The organism is Shewanella khirikhana (assembly GCF_003957745.1).
In the GTDB taxonomy this organism is placed as follows: Bacteria; Pseudomonadota; Gammaproteobacteria; order Enterobacterales; family Shewanellaceae; genus Shewanella; species Shewanella khirikhana.
Map to the genome: position 1 here is coordinate 3,131,922 of NZ_CP020373.1, position 21,642 is coordinate 3,153,563.

Genomic DNA, 21,642 nt, shown 5'->3' on the forward strand with positions numbered 1-21,642 from the left:
CATGACAGACTCAGACAAGGCCCCAGTCACCGCGAGCGCAAGTAAGCCAGAAAGCGATGTGTCTGCCAGACGCAAAGCGCTGCTGCTGGGGCGGATTTTGGGCCTTGCCAGCGAAGACGACTATCGCCCCTCCAATGTGTCGGTGGCCGAACGTGCCGCCCACCGCGCGCGCAAACAGGCGGCCGTATGCCAGGCCAACGTGGAGGCCATTTACACCCTGGCGCTGAAATACACCCCATCCGATGTTGTCGGCTCAGACCCCGACCCTGACTGGCTATATCAGTTCTTTCAGATGGCCGAACAAATCCACAACCGGCGGATGCAGGAGCTCTGGGGCCGCATATTGGCTCGGGAGCTGACCGAGCCTGGCAATATCAGCCTGCGCACCCTGGAAACCTTACGCAGGCTCACCTGGCGCGAGGCGCAAACCCTCGAAAAAGCCCTGGCAGTGGCGGTACAAATTGGCCACGACGGCAGGCTGAAGGTGTTGTCGGGTTACCGGGTGGTTGGCGGCCTTGGCCAGTACTTCCGCAAGTCTCCGGCAACCCCGATCCCGCTGTCACAGTTTGGTTTGCCGTTTTCGGCACTGGTAACCCTGATGGACGCCGGCATATTGCACAGCAGCGAATTTGAAACCGGCGAGCTTGAGCCCAAGCGCAGCTTCTCACTGCAATTGTCCAAGACCGAGCTCAGCATTACGCCAAAACATGCCCACCTGATCCTCACCTACTACCGCTTCTCCCCGGTGGGCGATGAACTGGCGCAATTGGTGCGCCCCCACGGTGACAACAACTTCGCAGGCGCCCTCAAAGGCTTACTGGCCAAAGATTTTTCGGTAAGTTAACCGCTGTAGGGGATTACGCCCTCACGGGGCGGCCCCTATCACAGCCTCACCAACGTTTAACCCCTGCACGAATGCTGCTATAGTGCGCCGTCTTTTTATCCAGCGGCACTTGCCTGTCCGCTGCAACCGCCATGAACCGCCGCCCATGAACAGAAAGAAGAAAATCAATCAGACCCTGATTGCCAAAGACAAAAAGAAAAAAGCCAAGCTGCACGGCAACAACAAACCCAAGTATGTGTCCAAGGCAGAGCGGGAGAAGTTGGCACAGCTGGCGGTTGCTGATGGAACTGAAGTGGATATCACTGAAGAGGCTATCACTGAAGCGGCTATCGATGAGGCTTCATCTGAAGCAAATGCTGTGTCGGCAGAGGTTCAGCCTGCCAACTAAGACATGAGCACCACCTTTATCCGGTGGTGATAAATGTTTCTCGCCAAGCTGCGATCGCCAATGCCCACAGCCGCTTCGAGCGGGATTGGTATAACCCGCAGAAAAAGTGTTTTGGGTGTCCTGACTCTTTCATTTTGGGTGTCCTGACACTTTGTCACCTCAGTGAATTAAAAAACACTGGTGATAGTCACAACAGCTGTAGGGGTTGACCACTTATCCTTTCGGAAGGTCAACCGTGGACGGCGCATTTCATCCTTGTCTCTAATCGCATCGTGCACACTGACACTTTCGATTGAAAACAGCGGCAAATCCTTATTCGTTGAATCTGACATTAATACCAGTTCCAAATTTGGATCCAGATTGGCCAGCAGCTCCTGCAGTTCGGCTACGGTCATAGAATTTCCTTTCGGTCGTGTGGCGTTCACACACCGACAAAAGTAAGATTGGACAACTTTGCAGTAAGCCTAACACTATGATAAAAAATGTAAAGTAGGCGGAATCCGCCTCTTGCGCAGAGGAAGAAGCAAAGGGAACTTCAGATTAATTCGAATGCGCTAAATGCTGCAAAAATTGATCATGAGCAATGCCGTCAAAACGCAAGCCATCAATGAACCTTAGAGTTGGTTAGCTCTCCATTCAACTAGACCTTGTATATGGTGGATAGTCGTAATCACTGATAATCCCTAATAATCACATTTAACAGGAGAAAGCATTGCTAACGTTGAGGCTTGGTTCTATCGATTTTCCTCATTGTATTCTTGATGCATTACGTGACGACAATCTGGTTATTTTCGCGGGAGCGGGCGTTTCAATGGGAGCGCCTTCAAATTTGAGTGATTTCTGGACGCTCGCCAGTGACATTGCCCAGGGCACCGGGTTAAAGGCATATGAACCGTTAGATAGATTTCTTGGGCAGCTTCATCATCGAGAGGTCGATGTTCACGAGCGAGCAGCAGCCCTGCTTTCTCCAGCGGGAAGCTCTCCCAACGAATTACATCGTAACCTGTTGCAACTTTTTAGGACGGTTGGGCGTGTGCGTCTTGTCACTACCAACTTTGATTTGCATTTTGAAACAGCAGCAAAAGATCTTTTTGATTCCGTTCCAGATGTATATAGGGCACCTGCATTACCTTTAGGTTATGATTTTTCAGGCATTGTGCATGTTCATGGTGCTTTACCCCGTTCACAGGACTTGGTTCTAACTGATGCGGATTTTGGGCGAGCTTATCTTACTGAAGGGTGGGCACGTCGGTTTCTAGTGGATGTTTTCCGGAAGTACACGGTACTGTTTATTGGTTACAGCCATGAAGACGCTGTGATGAACTATCTTGCGCGCGCACTTCCTGCCAATAACTTTGCTGGCCGTTTTGCTTTGACTGATGATGATGGGCGTTGGGACCTGCTAGGTATAACACCCATCCGGTTTAAAAAAGGTGTTGGTAAGGAAAGTTTTAAGGAACTTTACGACGGGGTGCGACAACTTGCAGAGCGTACCCGGCGAGGTGCTTTGGACTGGCAGTCTCGCCTTGCTGATTTAGGTTCTCGTCTCCCACCAACTGACGAAGAAGCGATTTCTGAGGTTGAGCAAGCATTATCTGAAATTCATACAACTCGATTTCTGCTCAATTTCGCTCGTGGCTCTGAATGGCTTATCTGGCTGAATGATAGAAACAAATTAGCTGGTCTATTTTCATCAAACCCTCTAAGTGATCACGATTTATTGTTGGCACATTGGATAGCAGACCATTATGCAATAGAGCATGCTCAGGTTGTGTTTGACATATTGGCTTTCCATGAATTGAAGTTAAATCCTGATGTCTGGTGGTTGATTGGTAGAGTAGTAGGTTTAAATAATCAGCCGATTGATGTACTTGTACTCAAACGTTGGGTTAGTCTTTTGCTGACGAATGCATCAGTCAATTCCAATCATGATATTTTTTGGTGGTTAGCAAATTGCTGCGCCGATTATGACTGCACTGAATTGGTATTAATGCTGTTCATGAAAATGTGCGAGCATCGGCTAGACATTAAAAAAGGCTTCAGCTGGCCAAACGAACAAGGAGATATTTTGCCGCGCCTGGATGCTGAATGGCAATCATTGACAGAGCATTGGCCTCTAAATGAGGTTTGGACTAAGCATCTGAAGCCGAATCTACATGTTATTGTTACGCCTCTTCTTAAGAGCATTACACAGCGCTTCGAGGAGATGCATGCTTACATAGTTATCTGGGGTTCTGCTTCAAAAGACTATGATTCAATAAGTTACGGACGTTCCGCAATTGAGGGACATGAACAAGATCAATTTCCGGAAGTAATTGATGTTTTGATTGATGCAGTACGAGATGCTCTAGAATGGTTAGCAGAAAACTCATCCACGTTGTGTAATATATGGATAGAAAAGTTAGTGATTTCGGATGTTCCTATAAATCGCCGATTAGCTATTCACGCTATGAGCGTTGCCCCCGATCGAACACCTGATGAATGCCTTTGTTGGTTACAGGAAAAAATAAATCTGCACGGCCTATCGGAGCATCACGAAATGTTTCGATTAGCAAGTTTAAAATATCCTAAGGCAACTGAATTTGCACGTGGGAATTTTATTGAATCAATTCTAACTGGCAACTGCTCCATATCTGATGAGGAGTTGTCTCCACGAGCACATTACAACTGGTTTTCTTGGCTTTCTGAGGCTAGCCCTGATTGTCAATTGGTGAAGACAGCTTTGGCTCAAGTTCAGGCGCAATATACCGAATGGCTTCCGTCGGATCATCCGGATTTCACTCACTATATGAGTAGTTCATCATTCATAGTTTCAGAAAGTCCTTGGTCCGTAGACCAACTCCTTAACATGAGCCCTGACGAGCAACTCGAAGAGCTGATAAGTTTCACTGGGGATAGCTTTTACGGAGAGGGGCGAAATGGATTGTTATCCGATTGTCGTGAGGCTTGTAAACAAGATCCCAAATGGGCATTTAAATTGGCGCAGGCACTTACCAACAGAAAACTGTGGGCATCTGATCTATGGTCAGCTTTGATCCGTGGAATGAAGGAGTCAGAACTGACTGTTGGTGACTGGCGTGATTTGCTGACGTTAGTCGCCAAACCAGAACTGCATTCGGGGCATGCTAGGGACATATCTAGATTACTTGCAACTTTAGTTGTGAACCAGGGCAAGCCATTTAGTTTGGAGCTGCTTGATCAAGCTAACTTAATCGCTGAGTCGCTATGGTTTTCTTTGGAAGTCGATCCAGAATGGGAAGAGATTCATGATTGGTGCTCCTACTCTGCAAATTTTCCAGCAGGCGTGATTGTTGATTTCTGGATCCATGGCCTTTCTTTATATTTACGTGATAAATCTGGTTCAGATCGTGTGTTACCTGATAGCTACCGGCATTGGTTTACTTATGTTGTTCAAGATCCAACATCGAATGGAGGCATAGGTCGCTGTGTGCTAGCTAGTCAAATTTCATTTCTATTTAGATTAGACGAGGATTGGACCCGTAATTACGTTATTCCACTATTCAGTGATTCAAACAGTGCATCATTTTCCTCAGCTTGGGACGGGTTTCTGTTATTTGGTCAATTGAATCCGGAACTTGTTGATGCCTTGCTGCCTACATTTCTTGAGGCAATACAGAGACTCAATTCTGATTTGAGCTACAATAGAGATAAATTTATCATGTGCTGCACCCAAGTCTTGACATTTTATGTTGATGATCCGTTCGAAAAGTTGCTTCCAACGCTTTTTCATAATTGTTCACTTCAAGACAGATTAATTTTTGCAGTTCAGCTAAAACGTATTCTCATGAGGGCAAATAAACAAACCAAGCTGGAGCTTTGGGAGCGCTGGATTCAACGCTATTGGCAACAGAGACTTCAAGGAGTACCCGTAAAACTTGATGAAAATGAAGTACAGAGCATGCTTGAGTGCTTGCCCCATTTGGATGAAAAATACTCCGAGGCAGTGACTATGGCAATTAGCTTTCCAAAAATTTCTATTGTGCGAACTGATCTGCTTTTTGAATTAACTAGGAGTGAACTGGTAACTCAGTTTCCCTATGAAACAACTAAACTTTTAATTTACCTTGCAAATTGTAAATTAAAATTTTTTCAAAGTGATCTAGCAAAAGTAGCGGCTCGCATACAGGTGCCTACGGAACTTCAACATCAACTAGATGAAGAATTCGCACACGTAGGTATTCAGAGAAATGTAGATTGACCTCCATTTTTTATGTCACCCGCAAGAGTGATTTTTACGTATACAGATACGGTTTTTTGCTCTGGAAGAAAGTACAGGCATAACACTTTGCTCGCAGCGAGTACCTGTTTTACCTCCGCGTGGCGGCCATAGGCCTGATGCCTTGCTTCCTGCAAGGCACCCTTTGGGCCAGCTATCGCTGTTAATAACTGTTCCTGACAGTTATTTGCGGGAAACGCTAGTGAGATGAAATTGTTCATCTCACTGTCGGACGACACGCTTATTCCCCATCGAAGCCGCTTTGGCTGTTGGGCTGAAGGAAACGGGCAAGCCGAGATAGGGCGAGTGTCGCGAAGCGACAAGCTCACGAGCGCGAGGCAGGACAGCCGAGCTGGGAGTGAAGCACAGGGATGTGCTTCGTCGAGGCAGTGACCGTCGAGCTTGGAGCGAGTCGGTCACGGTGCTCGTTTTCAGCCCATAAAGCCAAGGTGCTCGGCTTCGTCAGGGGCGGCACGGGAGATCCAAGAGGGGATTGCTGTAGATCCCCTCTTGGTCGGGTGTGGGGTGAAGCCCCACGACTTTGGTTGCTCAAAAAGCAACAGAGATTAAAACTTTGCGACGTTAGGCATCAATCAGCATTTAGCCGCTAATTCAGGCATTCGGCATCGGAGCATTCCGCAACAATGCAGCCCACCTGATGCTCAATCAGGCCGAAATATACCCACCACTAATCAAATAATCCACCAGCTTCGCCACCTGCGAATCCAGATCCCCCTCACTGGTGTCAATCACCAGCTCCGCACTCACAGGCGCCTCGTAAGGCGAGGAAATACCGGTAAAATCTTTAATCTCACCAGCCCTGGCCTTCTGGTAAAGGCCCTTGGGGTCCCGGGACTCACACACAGTAAGCGGTGTGGCTACGTGCACCTCGATAAACTCGCCCTCGCCCACCAGAGAGCGCACCAGATCCCGCTCGGCGCGCTGGGGCGAGACAAAGGCGGAAAGTACCAGCAGCCCAGCATCCAGCATCAACTTGGCCACCTCGCCCACCCGGCGGATGTTCTCCCGTCTGTCTTCAAGGCTAAAGCCTAAGTCTTTACACAGGCCGTGGCGCACATTGTCGCCATCCAGCAGGTACGAGTGCAGGCCGCGGCGATATAGCTCGGCTTCCAGGGCGCCAGCGAGGGTGCTCTTACCGGCACCGGAGAGGCCGGTGAACCAGAGGATGGCACCGCGATGCCCCTTTTGCTCGGCGCGCTCGCTGTGGGTAATGGCGTGTTGATGCCAGACGATATTGCTCATAGTCTTTCCTCGGCCGTTACAGGCTCTTAAACGGGAACAGCAGGGGGATAAGCGCCAGCACGGCACCTGTGTAGGCAATAGCCATCGGGATCCCCACCCCTACATATTGTTTCAGTCGGTAGTTGCCCACGGTGAATACCAGCAAATTGGTCTGGTAACCCCAGGGGCTGATAAAGCTGGCGCTGGCACCAAAAAGTACCGCCATGATAAAGGGCATAGGATCGATGCCAAGCCCCTGAGACAAACTGATGGCAATGGGGCACACCAGCGCGGCGGCGGCATTGTTGGACATCAGCTCAGTCAGCAGCAAGGTCAGCAGGTAAATCCCTGCCATCACAAAAAACAGGTGCACGCCGGTAAAGCCCTGGGTCAGGGTTTCGGCCAGCAAGCCGGAGATGCCACTGTTGGTCATCGCCTGAGACAGCGACAGGGCGCCGCCTACAATCAGCACTATGTCGATGGGGAAGCGGCGCTTTAGCTCAGACAGGGTGACGACCTGAGTCAGCAGCAGGCCTGCCACAAACAGGGTAAGGCCCTTAAGCAGTGGCAGCACATTAAACATGGCAAGGCCAATCACAGCGGCAAAGCTTGCCAGCACCCAGGCGCTGCGGCCGGGGGACAAGCGGGTGGAGGAATCCACGCCATTGACCAGCAAAAATTCTTTATCGAGCCGCTGGGATGGGTCGCCAAATTGCTTGCCGGGTACCAGCAGCAGCGCATCGCCGGCCTGCAGTTCGATGGTCCCCAGACCACCGCGCAGCCGCTCATGGCCACGACGCACCGCCACCACCACGGCATCGAAACGCTCACGGAACTGGGCATCTTTCAGGCTCACGCCATTGAGGCTGGAGGAGTGGCTGATAATGGCTTCAGCAAGGCTCTGACCATTCATGGTGTGGTGACCATAGAGGCTCAGCCCCTCGATTTCCTGCAGTACCGCCACCGATTCCATATCACCGGCAAACAGCAGTACATCGCCCTGCTGCAATACTTCTTCGGGAGTGACTGGAATGATAGTGGTCTTTTCACCATCGATAACACGCTGAATTTCGGCCAGATACAGCTTTCGCAGATGACGAAGGCCGGCATCACTCACGGTTTTGCCAATCAGAATCGAGCCTGCGGCGATGCGCGCCTCGAGGAAGTAGGGCAGATCCTGCTCGTCTTCGGCTTTTTCGGTAATCGGCAGCTTATCGGCAATCAGCCACAGCACCAGCATGCCAGCCAGCACAACCCCAAGGGCAACCCCGGTGGTGGTGAAAAACTGCAGCAGTGGCAGCCCGGCACGGTCCAAAAAGCTGTTGATGACCAAATTAGTGGAGGTGCCAATCAGGGTAAGAGTACCGCCGAAGGTGGCGGCAAAGGCCATGGGCAGCATCAGCTTGGACGGCGCATAGCGCTGGTTACGCTTGATGGCGCCAATCAGGCTCGCCACCACGGCGGTATTGGCGGTAAATGACGACAACACAGAGGTGGAAAACCACAGCTTGGTCAGCACAGAACGGAAACCACCACGGCTTAACTGCACCCCAACCCAACTGATAAGGCGGGTCTTTTCCAGCGCCACCGAGGCCAGCAGCAACAGCACCAGCGTCAGCAGTGATGAATCGGTAAAAGCAGCCGACAACTCATTCAAACTCAATGAGTTGGCAACATAAGATAAGAGCGCGACTGCGGCAAACACCCAGGACGCCGGCACCCGGGTACAGGTAAGCGTGCCAACCAGGGTCAGCACCATACCTATTACCCAATATTGCTCCAGCGTCATAGCCTATTCCTTATTCGCGGGGAAAAACGGGCCCTGAGGCCCGCTGTGTATCTGCTTGATTCAGCAATGTTTGGCAATTAGCGCTTGCTGATATCGAGCGCCTGCCAGTGCGGGAAGTGCTTGCGGATAAGCGCATTCAGTTCCAGCTCAAACTCACTGAAATCAGTGGCTTTCAGTTCAGCCTCGAGGGCACTCTCCACCAGACCTGCACCCACGGTGATGTTGCTGATGCGGTCGATAAAGATAAAACCACCTGTGTCGCGGTTATCCTGATAAGGGTCGAACACCACGGCCTCATCCAGCTCCACTTCCACCAGCGCAATGCCGTTCAGTGGCAGCTCGTTGGCCTTGTCTTCCGCCAGGGTGTTCACATCTATGCTGTGAATGATGTGGCGCACTGTGCCAGGCACCTTGCGGGTACCCAGTTTGATGTTGTATTGCTTGCCAAGGGTCAGCGGTTGCTCATGCATCCACACCACTTTGGCGAGCAAACGGTTGGAGACTGTAACGTCGCTGTTTGCAGGCACAATCACATCGCCGCGGCTGATATCAATTTCATCCTGCAGCGTCAGGGTTACTGCCTGACCGGCAAAGGCTTCTTCGAGGTCACCGTCGAAGGTGACAATGCTTTTCACGGTTGATGCTTTGCCGGACGGCAGCGCCTTAACCGAATCGCCTACTTTAAAGCTGCCGCTGGCGATGGTGCCGGCAAAACCACGGAAATCCAGGTTCGGGCGGCTTACGTACTGCACCGGCAGACGGGCTTCGAATTCACGGTTGGCGCCGGTTACCGGGGCACTTTCGAGAATAGACAGCAGAGTCTCGCCGCTGTACCAGGGGCTTTGCTCGGAGCGGCTGACCACGTTGTCGCCCTTGAGGGCCGACAGGGGCACAAACTTGATGTCGGGCACCCGCAGCTGCTCGGCAAAGGCCAGGTACTCACGTTTGATTTCTTCAAAGCGCGCTTCATCGAAGCCCAGCAGATCCATCTTGTTCACCGCCACCACGAACTGCTTGATACCCAGCAGCGAGCAGATAAAGCTGTGACGACGGGTCTGGGTTTGCACGCCGTAGCGGGCATCCACCAGGATGATGGCCAGATCACAGTTGGACGCGCCTGTGGCCATGTTGCGGGTGTACTGCTCGTGGCCCGGGGTGTCGGCGATGATGAACTTGCGCTTCTCGGTAGAGAAATAGCGGTAGGCCACATCGATGGTGATGCCCTGCTCACGCTCGGCCTGCAGGCCGTCTACCAGCAGTGCCAAATCGATGGCTTCGCCTGTGGTGCCGTGCACCTTGGAGTCTTTCGACAGGGCGGCGAGCTGATCTTCATAGATCTGGGCGCTGTCGTGCAGCAGTCGACCAATCAGGGTCGATTTACCGTCGTCCACAGATCCACAGGTCAGAAACTTGAGCAGCGACTTATGCTGTTGTCTTTCCAGGTACTGCTCGATACCCAGATCTTTAACTTGCTGTGCAATAGACATCAGAAATACCCCTCGCGCTTTTTCTTTTCCATGGAACCCGATGAATCGTGGTCAATCACCCTGCCCTGACGCTCACTGGAGCGGGACAGCAGCATCTCTTCGATGATGCCGGTCAGACTGGTGGCGCTGGATTCGATGGCGCCGGTCAGCGGGTAGCAACCCAGGGTGCGGAAGCGCACCAGCTTTTGCTCGGGCACTTCGCCTTCTTTCAGTGGCATACGGTCGTCATCGACCATGATCAGGGTGCCGTCGCGCTCAACCACGGGGCGGTGATCGGCAAAGTACAGCGGCACTATGTCGATGTTTTCCTGATAGATGTATTGCCAGATATCCAGTTCGGTCCAGTTGGACAGTGGGAACACACGGATGCTCTCGCCCTTGTTCACCTGGCCGTTATAGGTGTGCCACAGCTCGGGGCGCTGGTTTTTCGGATCCCAGCGGTGCTTGCTGTCGCGGAAGGAATACACGCGCTCCTTGGCGCGGGACTTCTCTTCATCACGGCGGGCGCCGCCAAAGGCCGCGTCGAAACCGTATTTGTTCAGTGCCTGCTTCAGGCCCTCGGTCTTCATCACGTCAGTGTGCTTGGATGAACCAAAAGTAAAGGGGTTCATGCCCATGGCAAGGCCTTCGGGGTTCTTGTGCACAATCAGATCGAAACCGTACTTCACCGCCGCTTCGTCGCGGAATTTGATCATCTCGCGGAATTTCCAGTCGGTATCCACGTGCAGCAGCGGGAACGGAATTTTGCCCGGATAAAAGGCCTTACGCGCCAGGTGCAGCAGCACAGACGAGTCCTTGCCGATGGAATACAGCATCACGGGGTTATCAAATTCTGCCGCGACTTCACGGAAGATCTGGATGCTTTCCGCTTCCAGTTGCTCAAGGTGACTTAACACAGGCCCTGACATCTTGTTTCTCCGAGTGTTTAAGGGGTTGGCTGCCAAGGCAGCATCAATTCGTAATCTGTTTGGCCACAGGGCGGCTCACGGCGGCTGGCTCGAACCAGTTAAGGCTGTCAGCCAGGCTGACCACTTCGCCCACAATCATCAGTGCCGGCATCACCACCCGCTCATCTTTGGCGAGGGTTTCAAGCTCGCCCAGGGTGCCAATCACCCGCTGCTGATGGGCAGTGGTGGCACGGGAGACGATGGCAACCGGGGTGTCGGCGCTGCGGCCATGTTTGGTCAGCTCACGCTGGATAAGTCCAGCATTGAGAATGCCCATGTACACCACCAGGGTATTGGCCGGATTGGCGTAGCCCTGCCAGTCCATGGGACGGCTTTCGAGCTGGCAATGGCCGGTAATAAAGGTCACGCCCTGGGCAAAATCCCTGTGGGTGAGCGGGATACCCGCATAGGCAGAAGTACCGCTGGCAGCCGTGATACCGGGTACCACTTCAAACTGCACTCCGGCTTCCACCAGGGTTTGCAGCTCTTCGCCGCCACGGCCGAAGATAAAGGGGTCGCCGCCCTTGAGACGCACCACGTTTTTACGGGTGTAAGCCTTGGTCACCAGCAGTTGATTGATTTCTTCCTGGCGGGCACTGTGGGCACCGGCGCGTTTGCCTACGGCAATCTTTTCAGCGTGTTTGGGAATAAGCGCGAGGATGTCGTCGCTCACCAGGGCGTCGTACAATACCGCATCGGCGTTTGCCAGCACACGGGCGGCCTTGAGGGTGAGCAGATCCACGTCTCCGGGACCGGCCCCAACCAACCACACCTTGCCGATAGACCCTTGGCCCTGCAGCGTTACCACATCCATACACACCCCCAATATCTCAATTGGAAGCAAATATAGCCGTCCTTATATTCCTTAAAAAATAGTAAATAATTAGTTTTTATAACCAGAAAGAATATAAGACCCGAACCCGCGGCCATCCGGGCGTCCTGAAATGACAAAAATGACGAACTTTTGCACAAACCAAGTAAATACAAAGCCTTAAGTATTAGCTTGCACGTTAACAGCGTCACAGTGCTCAACTAAGTTATGGCGAAATGTTCTATATTGCGCTGCAAAAGCGGACAGGGATCCCGCAGATGGCCCGTCTTTTCTGGTAAAAGCCCCGTCACGCAGGTAATCTGCTCAGCAAAAGGTGCCAAGGAAGCTGCGACTATCTTTTCGCAATTTCCCCAATGTTCATGGAAAGATGATGAAAAACGCCAGCAAAATACTGATCCCCCTGCTGTTCTGCTCACCCTTTGCCTTTGCCGGAGAAGATAGCCTGGTGGATGAGCGGGTCAAAGACGAGCTTGCCACTTCAGAACATCCGTTCGTTATCACCCCCCACAAGGTGAACTACATATTGCCGGTGACCTACAACAGCTCGCCCAATATGGCGCCCTTTGAAAAAGAGGCCGCAGAACATCCGTTCACCCTGGACGAGATGGAAGCCAAGTTTCAGATAAGCTTTAAGTTTCCCCTCTGGTATAACGTGTTTGGTGACAACGGCCACCTGTTTTTTGCCTACACCAACCAGTCCTACTGGCAGGTGTATAACAAGGACATCTCCTCCCCCTTCCGGGAAACCAACCACGAACCCGAGCTGTTTATGTTGTTCAACAACGACTGGGAAGTGTTTGGCATGACCAACTCCTTCTGGGGTTTTGGCGCTGTGCACCAGTCCAACGGCAAGTCAGGCGATTTGTCCCGCAGCTGGAACCGCCTCTACGGCACCATGGTGTTTGATCGTGGCCCGCTGGCCATAGGTGCCAAGGTGTGGTGGCGACTGCCGGAAGATGCCAAAGAATACGAAGGCGACCCACGTGGTGATGACAACCCGGATATCGATGATTACATGGGTAATTTCGAGCTGCAGGCGGTGTATGGTCTGGATGAACATCGCTTCACCATGCTGCTGAGAAACAATCTCGACAGCCCCAACCGCGGCGCCTTTGAGTTCACCTGGAGTTACCCCATCATCGGCAATTTGCGACTTTATACCCAATACTTTAATGGCTATGGCGAAAGCCTTATCGACTACAACGCCCATACACAACGTATAGGTATAGGTTTCTCAATCAACGACATCCTGTAACGCGGGCCCAGATGACGGCGTCTTCGACACCAGCACAGGACGCCGGCCTGCCGACCTTTGAGGCAGTGCTGGCCATTCTGGTCATTATCATTACCCTCAGCGCCATGCGACTGAGTCTGTTCCTGTGGCCCGAAACGCCACGGGCTGAGTTGCTGACGGCCCGAGAAATGCGCCAGGATCTGTTTGTACTGTCGCGGGAAATCGAAACCCACTCGGCATTTCTTTCGCTGGATCAACACGATAAGCTCGAGCGTATCGACGCCTACATGAAGGCGTTGATGAACCGCTATCCGGATCAGATCCCCGCCGATGTGTTTGGCGCCGAAGTGCTGAAAATCCTGAATCTGCTGCAGGACCCAGGGATAGCCACCAGCGAAGAAGCCGAGTTTGGCCGACGTTTGCCGGTATCGCTGAGGGCCATGGAAAATCGCTGGCTGGCGCTGAAAGACGACCTGAGTCCGCTGGATGAAGAGTATCCCTTTGTCAGCCACATGGATGGCATTCCCATCGCCCGCTGGCAGGAAGCGGCCCAGGCGTTTTTACCCGGCGCCGCCCGTTACAGCCTCAGTGAGCAGGGGCATTGGCTTGAGCGCATCACCTTGCTGCGGGCCGAACTGGGGTTAAAGGAGCGCGAGCAGGTGGTGCTGACACTCACCAGCCCCGAAGGCCAAAGCCGCAGACAAGCTCTGGCACTGTTACCCCCGGCTCCACAGCTCGATGGGCCACCGGCCTTTAACGTCAGCCCCATGGATAACCACAGCACCCTGGTAACCATTGGCGATCTGGACGAGCTTGAGCACAACCGCGGTCATCTGCTGGCACTGGAAGACGCCATGAACTCGCCGCTGCTGGTATTGGACCTGCGCCGCGCCAGAGGCCAGAGTCCGGCGCTGCTTACTGTGCTGGGCGCCTATGACGACAACGACAGCGCCCTGGTCGGCTTTGCCCGCTACCGCGCTTCGGCCGATAAACGCAACGACTACCTGGGCACCGAGGCTTACCGCGCGGTAGGCGATGGCCCCTTGATGGCAGAAGATGAGGCCCATACCCGCTTTGGTCAGTGGTTTGCCCGCAGCCAGCCCAAACGTGCCAAGGTTGATGGCCGCCTTGCATTGATTGCCGGCCCAGGCTGCCGCCAGGAGTGTGAATGGGTGGTGCACAGCGCCAAAGACTGGCAGCGCGCCATTATCATCGGCGAGGACACCCTGGGCGACCTTGGCAAGCTGCATCGCTTTCGGCTGCCGAACCTGAAACAGTATTTCTTCTTCTCAAGCTCCCTCGCCTACGCCCGTGATGGCCGGTTGATTTCCGGCGCCGGCACCAGCCCGGATATCTGGGTTGCTGGCCAGGAAAGCTTTGACGCCCAAGGTCTGCTGGCGCTGATTGGAGAGCTGACGGAGCTGCCCGCAGTTGCCACTCCCGACACGCCAGAAATGACCGATTCACCCAATACCGACACCAATTCAGAAGCAGGCAAGGCCGCTGAAACCAATGGAACAGGAACAGAAACAGGCGCTGACAAGGCTTTAGAGTCCAAGCCAGCGGCTGAGCCAGCGCCTGCCACTGAGCCAAAGCCTGCCACTGGGCCAAAGTCTGAGAACGCCAAACAGACTCAGCCACAGCCTTAGTATTGGCTCACGCCCCAAAAGCTTGGGAGCAATGCTCACGTTTACCGGATATCAGCGATAAAAAAACGCCGCAATTGCGGCGTTTTTTTATTCAGTCAGCTCAAGGATTGGTAACAAAACCTGACTGGAAAACAGGGCCTTCCGGCACCACATCCACAGCCATTTGCACCTTCATCTTGTAGTTTTCCAGCCCTTGCAACTCAGGCGGGATTTCTTCACCGCTGGCTTCCAGCATGGCCATTACCGGGCCCATCATGCGGCCGTAATCGGCAGACATGCTGTACAGGCCGTTGGCGGTCAGGGCTTCACCCTTGAGGCCATCGGCAAGCTTCTTACTGCCTTCGCCGGTAAAGAGCACCAGGTGCTGGCCACGCAGACCAAGCTTGGCCGATACGCCAAACTCGGGGGGGATAAAGTCAGACAGGTCAACATCTTCACCTGACTTCAGGTCGATACCCGCCAGCATGGGCGCAAAGGGTTTCACCATTTCCAGCAGGAACGCCGGATCGTCCGCAGACAGGCTCAGCAGTGAATCCAGTTTCTTCAGGTTTGGCTCGCCGCCAGCCATATCCAGCTCAAAATCCAGCACCGACAGACCAATGCCCTTAACGCCATCGGCCATGCCGGTAGCCATGCCAATCATTACCGGATTGGCCTGCTCCAATTCTGCCTGCAACTGCGCCAGTGGCTCGCACTGGAAGCGTGGGGAAATCATGTCATTCCAGATTTTGCTGAGTGACGGTGCCAGCTCGCCCACATCCAGGCCAAGGCCCGCGGTCAGCACGGCATCACCGGGCTTTTGCACATATGCAGGCTGGAAGCCACGCATCTTTTCCAGTGCCATCATCACCACAGTGTTGTTGGTTTCCACCACAAACTTCATGTCCATGCTGGCATGCTTGGCGTCCACCTTCATGGCGGTCAAACCTGCCACTGTGCGCGGCCAGTTAGCGGCAATGCCGGTCAGCTCGGCCTGACAGGCTGGGGTGCGATACTCTGCCAGCGGATCTTCACCGGCTTTGGCAAAAATGGTGCCCAGCTGTTTACCCAGCTGGTTGTCACCCGACACCAGCGCCCGCACCAACTCCTTGTGGTTGATGTAGCTGATGGAGTCTTCCATAAAGCCATGGGTTTTAACGATATCGCTCAGGATGGTGCTGCTCGAAATCGGGTTGGTGACCTTGGTGATCCCCAGCGCCTGCTCCAGCAGCTGCGGCTCAAGGATGCTGGTCGCGAAGGTTGCGGTGATCATGCCATCGCGCTCGGCCAGCACCAGATCCACAGATTCCTCATCACCTTCTTCAGTCAGGCGATAGGCGCGGTAGTTTTGTCCGGCCAGGGTAGCAACTGTGTGTGTTAAACCGCTGTCGGCTTCGGCTTCATCAATCAGGGTCCAAAAGGCCTGAGGATTACCCACTTCCCAACGAATAACCGGCAAGGCGCCCAGAGTATAGGTATAGGCGCGCATTTCATCGGCCAGGCCGAAGCGCTTAAGCAGAGTCTCGGGCGACTTCAGCCCTTCCAGATATGCCTTGTAAAGATACAGACCAAAGCGTGGCAAGGGCTCGCTTTCATCGGCCATCAGTTCATCGAGCGCGGCAGGCTGCGCCATCAGGGCGGCATTGGATGCGGTGACGGACAGGTAATCTTTCAGCGGGAAAGGTTTCAGCTGTGCAGAAAACAGTGGGGTATCGGCAGGAATATAATCCAGGGCGGCATTGGCAAGTGCCCCTTCTCCCTGCTGCTGGCTATACCAATAGGCGCCCGCTCCGGCGGCGAGGACTGCCACGGCTAGCACAAGTTTTTTCATGGGAAGACTCCGTTCTTGATTGATTTGAAAGCTCCGCTCTCAAGGCGAATAGCCAAAACCCGGCCAGGAAAACCCTAAAACAGGCAACTGAGCGACCGGTCAAAAGTATCACAGCGGGAGAGAAAAGGCGATGAAGGTAAGGCCCCGGATAGCCCAAGAGGAGGTATGGGGCTATCCGGGGAAAAAGGTGATTGGCAAGCGCCAGCAAGTCAATCAACGAGCGTCGGCCACAACGGCCTGGTCTGGGGCTCTGTCCCTGACCGGCGGACGGCAACCAGAGAGAGTCACCAAATATCCGTGGGAATGCTCCCGGGTCGGCAGGCCCCGAAAAACCATCTACGGGAACTTACAACTATAGCCTAATTCTAAATTTTGTGAATAAAGCTGTGGGTAAAAATGTACAAAAGTTGTAAACGAATTCAGAAGAATTAAATATAGCCACTAAAATACAAAAACTTAGGTGAATAGCTTGTTGTTGAAAACCTTACCCACAGCCGACTTAATCAAGGTAAAAATATGCCCCGGGCGTACTCAGCGAGGAAATGATCGCGCCATCTGTAGCGCAATGAACAGATAAAAAAAGGGCTGCCGAAGCAGCCCTTTGAGGTAGGTTCACTATCAGAAGTTATAGTTCAGGCGACCATAGTAGTAGCCACCGTTGAAACCGTATGGAGAGGTCACAGGGTAAGCTGCACCGGCGATCCCGGCCCATGGGTTTTCATCTGGGTAGGTGTCAAACAGGTTCTGCGCACCGATGGCAATGCTCCAGTTTTCGTTGAAGTCATAACCGATTTCGGCATCAAAGGTCACGGTAGAACCGTTATAGATAGGCAGATCGCCCTCTGAATCCAGGTGATCTTCGTAGAACTCGCCGTAGTAGTTCATACGCACCATAGAGCGCAGGTTGGCGTTGATTTCCTGGGTCCAGGTCAGCGTGCCCTTGTGGTGTGGCAAACCGTCTTCCAGCACCTTCACACGGGCTTCACTGATGTTCTCTGGGTTGAAGCTGTCAACAGAGGTTTCAGTCCAGTTGTAAGCCAGGGCAAAGTTGGCACCGTCCAGCCACTCAGGGGCGTAGCTTGCCACCAAGTCAACACCTTGGGTGGTGGTGTCGAAGTCGTTGGTGAAGTACAGCACTGAACTGTAGCTGTTGGCATCCAGTACGCCCTGAGCGATCAGCGCGTCCTTGTCGGCCTGGGTCAGTTCCTGGTTTGAGCTCTGGGTGATGCGGTCTTCCAGGCTGATGTGGAAGTAATCCGCAGTCAGGAAGAACTCGCCCACGGTGAGCACGGCACCAAACGACAGGTTAACTGAGGTTTCCGGCTCCAGTGGCGTTGCACCCTTCTGAATTGAGATTGGGTTGGTTGGCGGCAAAGTGGCCTGATCTTCCAGCTGACCACCGGAGAAAGCCGTGGTCACGTTACGCACGTTGCTCTGACCAACGGTTGGCGCACGGAAACCTGTACTGGCGGCGGCACGCAGCGAGAAGTCATCGGTCACGTTCAGGATAGAACTCAGCTTCCAGTTGGTGGTAGAGCCGAAGTCATCGTAGTACTCATAACGCAGGGCGCCGGTTACCAACCAGTTATCGGTCAGGTCGTGCTCGGCATCAAAGTAAGCGGCGTAGTTGTTACGGCTCCAGGAACCGGAATCCTGAGGCTTGAAGCCAGGGAAGCCGTTGGAACCAATACCAAAGCCTTGGGTATACAGTGGGCCAATCTCGAAAGAGGCTGGGTCACCATTGTAGATTTCGAAGGTTTCACGGCGGAATTCCAGACCCGCTGCAAAGCTCCACTCATCCACTTCGAAATAGCTGAAATCCAGCGAGGCACCGCGCTCAAGCTGCACATAACGGCCTGGTTTGAAATCGTTGGGAGAATCCGGGCCGAGAGAGGCGTTAACCGTGTTCTTGATGTAGAAGTCGGCGTCACTCTTGCCGTAGCTTACCCCGAAGTCATAGTTCAGGTTGTTGGCCATGGTGCCCTTCACACCGGCGCTCAGCGAGGTGTCTTCAATCACACCACCGAAACGGGGAGTGAAGCCACCGGGGAACAGTTCGTTGAATACAAAGCAGTTTGGATCGTTTTTCACCTGCTCAAGCGCCGCTGCGTCAGGCACATTGTCGGTGATGGTAATAACAGGGCAATTACCTGACATGTCACCGGTCAGATCGCCAACCAGCAGGGTTTCACCCTCATCATTGCTATATACACCGCCACGGTTATTGGGGTTACGGAAGTAGAAGCCACCTTCTACATCGCGGCGAGCCCAGTTACCGAACATATAGGCGGTTTGATTGGCGTTCAGATCCAAGCCGGCATTGAAGAAGAACTTGAAGTCATCCTTGGTTTCCGGGGCGCCCCAGATTTGCGCAGGATTGGCCACGGCGGTGTTGCCGCTGGCAATCAGACCGGCGGCGTCGTCACGCTGCACGCTGCGGCTGGTCGCATCGGCAGTTTTGTACTCGGCGCTGACGTTAAAGAAGCCATTTTCAGTCAGAGGCATACCTACGTTGGCGGCGATCATCGGGCTTGAGCCGTCACCTTCATAGAATTCGCCGTAGCGGGCTTCGATGGTGCCGCCCTCAGCGTTGTCTTTGAGCTGGAAGTTAATCACACCGGCAATGGCGTCGGAACCATACTGGGCCGCCGCGCCGTCACGCAGCACTTCAACCTGCTTGAGTGCGATGGCGGGGATCACAGAGATATCGGGACCCTGGGCACCGTTGGAAACACCGCCGCCGAGGAAAGAAATAACCGCCGCGCGGTGGCGGCGCTTGCCATTCACCAGGATCAGAGTGTGATCTGGCGCCAAACCACGCATGTTGGCCGGGCGAACCAGGGTGGCGGCATCTGAAATAGGCTGAGTGTTAACGTTGTAAGAAGGAACCACCTTGCCGAGCAGGTCGTTCATGTCGGTGGTGCCGTTTTTGGTGAACTCTTCGTTACCGATAATATCAACAGGCACCGGCGACTCACCCACAGAGCGAGGCGCAGCACGGGAACCAACAATCGCAATTTTCTCAATATTGTCAGTTGCCTGAGCTTCTTCCTGGGCTTCTTCTGCCCATGCGGTGCCGGCGGTAACCCCCGTCATAGCCAGCGTGATTGCCAGGCTCAGTGAGCTCAGGCCGAATTTTTTCTTGTCTTGTGAAGTCATCATCTTTGCTCTCAATCAATTATTATCTTTTTTCTCCCCCGAACCGAAATAAGCGCTTTTCGGCCGGGACAGCCTGGGTTAAGACAAATTGTCCCCCACACATTTCTATAACACTTTGGTTTTGTTTGCCATAACCTTTTCGCATCTTAAAATTTACATTTGCGCAACCATTTCAAGATCAAGAACTTACTGCTCATTATTTTTTACAGCAGGTTATTCTGTTTAAGAAATGACTAATTTTAAATTAAGCCAATGTTATTTAAGACTAAATAAGCATTTTAAGCGCAAGAAACGAACAGGGATTGACCAGCCACCTCCAAGCCCCCTAAGCTGGCATACCCAAAGACAGAATTTCAGTGAGGAACCACATGAGCCAGAATCACCATCCAGGGTTGGATATAGCGGAATACGCCTCACTGACAGACCTGTTTGCCAAGGCTTGCGCACGCTACGCCGACAAGCCAGCCTTTGCCTGCCTGGGCAAACGCCACAGCTTTGCTGAAATCAATGTGCTTTCCGATCAGTTTGCCGCCTTCCTGACTCACCACTGCAACCTGACACCTGGCGATCGAATCGCCATTCAGCTGCCTAACCTGACTCAGTTTGTGATTGCTGCCTATGGCGCACTCAAGGCCGGTATGGTGCTGGTGAATACCAACCCGCTGTATACCGAGCGGGAGCTTATCCATCAGTTCAAAGATGCCGGCGCCAAGGTGTTGGTGGTGCTGTCGGACTTGCTGCCAACCCTGGCGAAGGTGGTGGCCGAAACCCCAATCGAACAGGTGATTTCGACCCATGCGCTGGATCTGATTTCGCCGCAGATCCAACCTAAAACCGGCCTTAAAAACATCGAGTTTTTAAAGGCGCTGGCCCTTGGCACCGAGCATCTTGGGCCCAATACGCCCTTTAGCCCCATGCCTGCCAACCACAGCACCCTGGCAGCACTGCAATACACAGGCGGCACCACAGGGCTTTCAAAGGGCGCCATGCTGAGCCACGGCAACCTGATTGCCAATGCGCTGCAATGCCGCGACCGGCTGCAGGATGTCATCACCCCGGGTGAAGATATTTTTGTGGCGCCGCTGCCCATCTACCATATCTATGCGTTTTTGGTGAATCTGGTGCTCTATGTTGAGCGTGGTGGCTGCTCTGTGCTTATCCCCAACCCGAGGGATATTCCGGCGCTGATTAAGACGCTGGGGCAGTATTCCTTCACCGGTTTTGCCGGACTCAACACCCTGTTTGTGGCCATGTGTCATCAAAGCGAATTCAAAGCGCTGGATTTCAGCAAGCTTAAACTCACCATCTCCGGCGGTACCGCGCTGACCGAAGCGGCGTCAAACCTGTGGCAACAAACCACGGGCTGCACCATCAGCGAAGGCTATGGTCTGTCGGAAACCTCCCCTGTGGTCACTCTCAATCGGCCGCGCCACGAGCGGCTTGGCACCATTGGCGAGCCGGTGCTGGCCACCGAAGTGCAGATCCTGAATGAGAATGATGAAGAGGTAACCCAAGGTGACGCGGGTGAGCTTGCTGTGCGCGGCCCGCAGGTGATGGCCGGTTACTGGCAGCAAGCCGCAGAAACCGAGCGGGTGTTCACACAGGATGGCTTTTTCAAAACCGGTGATATCGCCATCGCCGAGCCTGATGGCTGCTATCGCATCGTCGATAGAAAGAAGGACATGGTGCTGGTATCTGGCTTTAACGTGTACCCCAACGAGGTGGAAAACGTGCTGGCAAGCCATGCCATGGTGCTGGAGTGCGCCGTGATTGGTGTGCCCGATGAGCGCAGTGGCGAAGCGGTTAAAGCGGTAATAGTGCTCAAAGGCGATAGCAACCAGGATGAAGCCAGAGCCGCCATTGCCGCGCACTGTGCGGCCAATCTTGCCGGTTATAAGCAGCCGAAAATCATCAAGTTTGTTGATGCTCTGCCCAAAAGCACCGTAGGTAAAATACTGCGCCGGGCGCTTAGAAACTAATCAGTATCAGCCTCGCAAGCGCAATACAAAAACACCTCGCCTGGC

At 53.4% G+C, this 21,642-nt stretch carries 14 protein-coding genes; 6 read left to right on the forward strand and 8 right to left on the reverse strand.

Annotated features, from left to right (window positions below; translation table 11 throughout):
* The first annotated feature begins 1 nt into the window (after position 1).
* Positions 2-844, forward strand: a complete 843-nt coding sequence (locus tag STH12_RS13740; protein ID WP_126168062.1) for a TIGR03899 family protein — start codon at positions 2-4, stop codon at positions 842-844.
* 145 nt (positions 845-989) lie between these two features.
* Positions 990-1,232: a DUF2986 domain-containing protein gene (locus STH12_RS21650; RefSeq protein ID WP_126168063.1), complete on the forward strand. Its 243-nt coding sequence runs from the start codon at positions 990-992 to the stop codon at positions 1,230-1,232.
* Positions 1,233-1,399: 167 nt separating this feature from the next.
* Here the strand turns inward: STH12_RS21650 and STH12_RS13750 are convergent, their stop codons facing one another.
* On the reverse strand, positions 1,400-1,627 hold the full coding sequence (locus STH12_RS13750; protein ID WP_126168064.1) for a hypothetical protein: 228 nt from the start codon (positions 1,625-1,627) through the stop codon (positions 1,400-1,402).
* 317 nt (positions 1,628-1,944) lie between these two features.
* Between STH12_RS13750 and STH12_RS13755 the strand changes: the two genes are divergently transcribed.
* On the forward strand, positions 1,945-5,451 hold the full coding sequence (locus tag STH12_RS13755) for an SIR2 family protein (RefSeq protein WP_126168065.1): 3,507 nt from the start codon (positions 1,945-1,947) through the stop codon (positions 5,449-5,451).
* A gap of 684 nt (positions 5,452-6,135) precedes the next feature.
* Here the strand turns inward: STH12_RS13755 and cysC are convergent.
* From cysC to cobA, 5 genes are all read right to left on the reverse strand, one after another.
* The gene (cysC, locus tag STH12_RS13760; protein WP_126168066.1) at positions 6,136-6,732 is read right to left on the reverse strand and encodes an adenylyl-sulfate kinase; all 597 of its coding nucleotides are present in this window, start codon (positions 6,730-6,732) and stop codon (positions 6,136-6,138) included.
* Positions 6,733-6,748: 16 nt separating this feature from the next.
* Positions 6,749-8,500, reverse strand: coding sequence for an SLC13 family permease (locus STH12_RS13765; RefSeq protein WP_126168067.1), 1,752 nt, complete (start codon positions 8,498-8,500; stop codon positions 6,749-6,751).
* A 77-nt stretch (positions 8,501-8,577) separates the two neighbouring features.
* Positions 8,578-9,987: a sulfate adenylyltransferase subunit CysN gene (cysN, locus tag STH12_RS13770; RefSeq protein ID WP_126168068.1), complete on the reverse strand. Its 1,410-nt coding sequence runs from the start codon at positions 9,985-9,987 to the stop codon at positions 8,578-8,580.
* On the reverse strand, positions 9,987-10,895 hold the full coding sequence (gene cysD, locus STH12_RS13775) for a sulfate adenylyltransferase subunit CysD (RefSeq protein WP_126168069.1): 909 nt from the start codon (positions 10,893-10,895) through the stop codon (positions 9,987-9,989). Before cysD ends, cysN begins: the two co-directional genes overlap by 1 nt.
* A 43-nt stretch (positions 10,896-10,938) precedes the next feature.
* Positions 10,939-11,748: a uroporphyrinogen-III C-methyltransferase gene (gene cobA, locus STH12_RS13780; protein ID WP_126168070.1), complete on the reverse strand. Its 810-nt coding sequence runs from the start codon at positions 11,746-11,748 to the stop codon at positions 10,939-10,941.
* A 388-nt stretch (positions 11,749-12,136) separates the two neighbouring features.
* On the opposite strand from cobA, the gene STH12_RS13785 reads away from it, so the two are divergent.
* Together STH12_RS13785 and STH12_RS13790 are read left to right on the forward strand one after the other, a co-directional pair.
* Positions 12,137-13,021, forward strand: a complete 885-nt coding sequence (locus STH12_RS13785; RefSeq protein WP_418856582.1) for a phospholipase A — start codon at positions 12,137-12,139, stop codon at positions 13,019-13,021.
* An 11-nt stretch (positions 13,022-13,032) separates the two neighbouring features.
* Positions 13,033-14,649: a S41 family peptidase gene (locus STH12_RS13790; protein ID WP_126168072.1), complete on the forward strand. Its 1,617-nt coding sequence runs from the start codon at positions 13,033-13,035 to the stop codon at positions 14,647-14,649.
* A gap of 100 nt (positions 14,650-14,749) precedes the next feature.
* Here the strand turns inward: STH12_RS13790 and STH12_RS13795 are convergent, their stop codons facing one another.
* Both STH12_RS13795 and STH12_RS13800 read right to left on the reverse strand, forming a co-directional pair.
* Positions 14,750-16,459, reverse strand: a complete 1,710-nt coding sequence (locus STH12_RS13795; protein ID WP_126168073.1) for a hypothetical protein — start codon at positions 16,457-16,459, stop codon at positions 14,750-14,752.
* A 618-nt stretch (positions 16,460-17,077) separates the two neighbouring features.
* Entirely contained in the window at positions 17,078-19,618 is a 2,541-nt protein-coding gene (locus STH12_RS13800; protein ID WP_126169528.1) for a TonB-dependent receptor plug domain-containing protein, read from the reverse strand.
* Positions 19,619-19,986: 368 nt separating this feature from the next.
* On the opposite strand from STH12_RS13800, the gene STH12_RS13805 reads away from it, so the two are divergent.
* Positions 19,987-21,597, forward strand: a complete 1,611-nt coding sequence (locus STH12_RS13805) for an AMP-binding protein (protein ID WP_126168074.1) — start codon at positions 19,987-19,989, stop codon at positions 21,595-21,597.
* Positions 21,598-21,642 lie beyond the last annotated feature (45 nt).

Excerpts from the sequence above, each read along its gene's own strand:
- STH12_RS13790 (WP_126168072.1), top strand. The coding sequence starts at position 13,033 with ATGACGGCGTCTTCGACACCAGCACAGGACGCCGGCCTGCCGACCTTT.
- cysD (WP_126168069.1), bottom strand. The coding sequence starts at position 10,895 with ATGTCAGGGCCTGTGTTAAGTCACCTTGAGCAACTGGAAGCGGAAAGC.
- cysC (WP_126168066.1), bottom strand. The coding sequence starts at position 6,732 with ATGAGCAATATCGTCTGGCATCAACACGCCATTACCCACAGCGAGCGC.
- STH12_RS21650 (WP_126168063.1), top strand. The coding sequence starts at position 990 with ATGAACAGAAAGAAGAAAATCAATCAGACCCTGATTGCCAAAGACAAA.
- STH12_RS13765 (WP_126168067.1), bottom strand. The coding sequence starts at position 8,500 with ATGACGCTGGAGCAATATTGGGTAATAGGTATGGTGCTGACCCTGGTT.
- STH12_RS13805 (WP_126168074.1), top strand. The coding sequence starts at position 19,987 with ATGAGCCAGAATCACCATCCAGGGTTGGATATAGCGGAATACGCCTCA.
- STH12_RS13750 (WP_126168064.1), bottom strand. The coding sequence starts at position 1,627 with ATGACCGTAGCCGAACTGCAGGAGCTGCTGGCCAATCTGGATCCAAAT.
- cysN (WP_126168068.1), bottom strand. The coding sequence starts at position 9,987 with ATGTCTATTGCACAGCAAGTTAAAGATCTGGGTATCGAGCAGTACCTG.
- STH12_RS13740 (WP_126168062.1), top strand. The coding sequence starts at position 2 with ATGACAGACTCAGACAAGGCCCCAGTCACCGCGAGCGCAAGTAAGCCA.
- STH12_RS13785 (WP_418856582.1), top strand. The coding sequence starts at position 12,137 with ATGAAAAACGCCAGCAAAATACTGATCCCCCTGCTGTTCTGCTCACCC.
- STH12_RS13795 (WP_126168073.1), bottom strand. The coding sequence starts at position 16,459 with ATGAAAAAACTTGTGCTAGCCGTGGCAGTCCTCGCCGCCGGAGCGGGC.
- STH12_RS13800 (WP_126169528.1), bottom strand. The coding sequence starts at position 19,618 with ATGACTTCACAAGACAAGAAAAAATTCGGCCTGAGCTCACTGAGCCTG.
- cobA (WP_126168070.1), bottom strand. The coding sequence starts at position 11,748 with ATGGATGTGGTAACGCTGCAGGGCCAAGGGTCTATCGGCAAGGTGTGG.